This window comes from Streptobacillus felis (genome assembly GCF_001559775.1).
GTDB lineage: Bacteria > Fusobacteriota > Fusobacteriia > Fusobacteriales > Leptotrichiaceae > Streptobacillus > Streptobacillus felis.
In genome coordinates this window covers 1-3,310 of the sequence record NZ_LOHX01000242.1, presented here as the reverse complement: position 1 = coordinate 3,310, position 3,310 = coordinate 1, and the positions used below count along the sequence as shown (strand labels likewise).

General features: G+C 20.7%; 5 protein-coding genes. All 5 read left to right on the top strand.

The features are described 5' to 3' along the window. Positions 1-653 precede the first annotated feature (653 nt). Complete coding sequence (locus tag AYC60_RS08625) at positions 654-1,250, top strand: hypothetical protein (RefSeq protein ID WP_156447665.1); 597 nt, start codon at positions 654-656, stop codon at positions 1,248-1,250. 142 nt (positions 1,251-1,392) lie between these two features. Continuing rightward, positions 1,393-1,881, top strand: a complete 489-nt coding sequence (locus AYC60_RS04530) for a hypothetical protein (protein ID WP_067321782.1) — start codon at positions 1,393-1,395, stop codon at positions 1,879-1,881. A gap of 18 nt (positions 1,882-1,899) precedes the next feature. Further along, the gene (locus tag AYC60_RS04525; RefSeq protein WP_067321780.1) at positions 1,900-2,385 is read left to right on the top strand and encodes a hypothetical protein; all 486 of its coding nucleotides are present in this window, start codon (positions 1,900-1,902) and stop codon (positions 2,383-2,385) included. Beyond that, a complete protein-coding gene (locus AYC60_RS04520; protein WP_067321778.1) occupies positions 2,379-2,912 on the top strand; it encodes a hypothetical protein in 534 nt (177 codons plus the stop codon). The genes AYC60_RS04525 and AYC60_RS04520 overlap by 7 nt, the downstream gene beginning before the upstream one ends. Before the next feature lie 119 nt (positions 2,913-3,031). After that, positions 3,032-3,310, top strand: a 279-nt coding sequence (locus AYC60_RS04515; protein ID WP_197416961.1) for a ShlB/FhaC/HecB family hemolysin secretion/activation protein, incomplete at its 3' end; no start/stop codon positions are given.

Genomic DNA, 3,310 nt, shown 5'->3' with positions numbered 1-3,310 from the left:
GAATTAATTATTAATTTTGGTAGAGAGCGTATAGAAATTTAAAGAAATTTACCAATAAATTAAGAGGGTTTGGTCAAAAACCTTACCCTCTGTATTGACATGCTGTGAAAAACAGCTATAATATATTGAATTGTTTATAAACTAAATATCATAAGAGTCTTTGAATAAAAAAGTAAATTTGAAGAATTTACAGACTTATTTCAATACTCTCAAAGTTGAGGTGAAACCATGTGAATAATTTAAAGTTAAAAAATTTTGTATTTGTAGTAATATTTTCTATATTTTTTTATGTTACACAAAATATATTTTTACCATTACAAAAATTTTATATTAATCTAGAACTTACATCATTAGATATATTTCTAGAATTAATAAAGTTTATTATTTTAAATTTATTTTTATTTAAAATCAATAATAAAAATATAAAGCACTTTTTTATTTTTCTTTCTTTCTTTATTTATTATCCTGGTACTAATTTTCTTATGGCTTATTTCGCTTTTTATATTCAAAATAGCGTAGATAAAATAAGGAATAGAGAAATTATAGAAATTATAAAAATATTATTGACTCAATTTTTTTATTATTGTTATATTTATTATATTCAAAATTTAACAAACAATAATAATGTAGAAGTATATGGACTTTTTTTAATTATGAAATTATTAATATTAGTTATTGTTTTCCTTTATTTTTTAACTAATGAGAATTTTTCAATCTTGTTTAGTAATATTATAGAAAATAAAATGATTAATTTGTTGTTTGTGGGTATTGTAGTTAATAGAAGTTTAAATTTTACTCCTATTTTTAGTATAGATGTTGAAAAAATTTGGTTATATAATACTAATCCTATTATTTCATCTGTACTAACTATATATATTATTTCTATTTTTTATTTTTTAGATTTGTCTATATTTAGTAATAAAATAAAAATTTATTTTTATTTAGCTATAAAGGTTTTTTCAAATATTATAATAAATGATTCTAGTGTTTTTTTAGGAATAGAAATACCTAAAGAACTAATTTTATATACATATCTATTTACTTTTATATATGGTGTATTTTTAATTATTAATTCAAATAAAAATGGTAAAGTGGAAATTATATATAAATATAAGTTGGTTATTCTTGCAATATATATTTTTAACTCGATTTTATTTGTTGGTGTATATAAATACGATGTATATAATTTTAAAAATATTTTTTTTGATATAACTAGTATTTTGATAATGTTGATGTATTTTCAGGTATAGAAATATTACTAAATGGTTTGAAGGGAAGTTAGATAAAATGCAAAGAGGTTGTAGATCATGTTTTACTGGGTGTTTATAAATATTTATAGTGTTATTCCTGTTTTTTGTTGGAGCATGTGTTAGAATAAATTCAGAAGGGGCAATGATAGATGTAAATAAAATATCAGATGGGAAAGCATTAAATACCCCAGGAGATATGAAAGAAATATTTGATGTTAAGAATGGTAACGTAGTTGTTTCCTCTCAATCTAAAGATGTTTTAGGATTTATAAAGGGTAAGAAAGTGTTAGAAGAAATTTCAACCAATAGATTTAAAATAAGTAAAGAAGAAAAAGTAATAACAGAATTAAGAAATACAGAATTAAATGTAATGGTTATAGAAAATTATGATACAAAAGAAGTTACAGTAAAAACATTTATTTTAGATAGAATGGCAGATGCTTTAGATTTGAACTATCAAAATAAAGGGGATAGTAAAGTTAATTATGACTTAGAAAATACAAATAAATTTGAAATAGTAGTATTATTAGAAGAGAAGAAATTTAAAAATAGAGTAGAATTTGATGAATATGTAAGAAAAATAAAGATTCAAAAATATCATCCAGAAATATATATGAATTTTGAAAAATAGGGAAGGATTAGAAATGGTATGGAGATAATAGAAAAAATTAGGAAAAATATTTCAAAAATACTTTGGTATGTAGTATTAATACTATTTTCACTTTCGATATACAAGATATATTCATATTATGAATATAAAAAATATGTTGTAAATTATATAAAAAAAGCAAATTATTATGATGGATTAAAGATTTTACAAGAAGATGCTAAAGAATATGCAAAAGAAATAAATATGAAAATAAAAGGATATTATTTAATCCCTCTAGATAGGGAATTTATAGTTATTGGAGATGGTGGAATATATAATGGTGAAAAAGTTTATGCAATTTCTTTGTACTTGTATTCGAAAGATCAAATTGATTATTATTCACGTAAAGTAAATGAAGGATCATATATTACAGATTTTAAAGAATTTAATAATTTGAAAAAAAGTGATTTAATATATGAGTTAGATGATGAAAAGCTAGAGGAGCTATATAAAAAAGTTGAAGAAAAGAGTAGTAAGATATGGTAAAAGATAACATAAAAATTCAAATAAGATTAATAATTATTTTATGTATATTTTTATCAATTCCATATAAAGGTTATATAAATAAGAAGGTATATGATCCTGAAGCAAATTATCAAGTATTAAAGAAAATAAATAGAAGTTCTATAGAAACATACGATAATATTATGATAGTTTATGATAAAAATGAGAAAGTAGATTTTTATAATTTTAAGAGTACTCCTATAATTATTAGAAATTTAGATAAAATAATATATTTAGAAAATTTTGAACCAGATTTTGAAACTTACGATGATGCTTATTTTTGTTATGTTATCATGAATAAAGATAATATAACATATTACTATAGACGTGAAATTGTTGAAGAAATAAATGAAAAGGATTACAAATCTTTTGTTGAAAAAAATATTTATTTTGAGAAAGATAAAAAGGTTAATCCTTCTTTGCCATATTTTCAAACGCCTAAAGAATTTTTTAATAATTTCAAAGAATATTTCATTCCATATTATTTAGCTGAATATGAAGTTAAATAATTCATAATAATATATTATGATAGAAAGGAATTTTTGAAAAACTACAAATAATACTAATACCATTTATTGTTTATTCTACAGAAATATATAAGATAATATATAATGGAATTGAAGATAGTTTGGCTATTGGTTTAAATAGTGATTTAAAAAGTAGAGAAGAACTAGATGTATCAAAAATAGATACACTAGTATCTAACTTAAAATATGCTAAAAGTAATAATATAGATGTTAGTATAGAACCATCTATAGAAGAAGATAAGTCAAATATAATAATAACAAATAAGAAAACTAATCCATTTAAACTATCACTAGGTTTTGATAATTATGGAGAAAATAATGAAGTTGGTAAATATAGATACAATATAAGTGCAGGAGTTGAAGGATTAATATTAAATGAA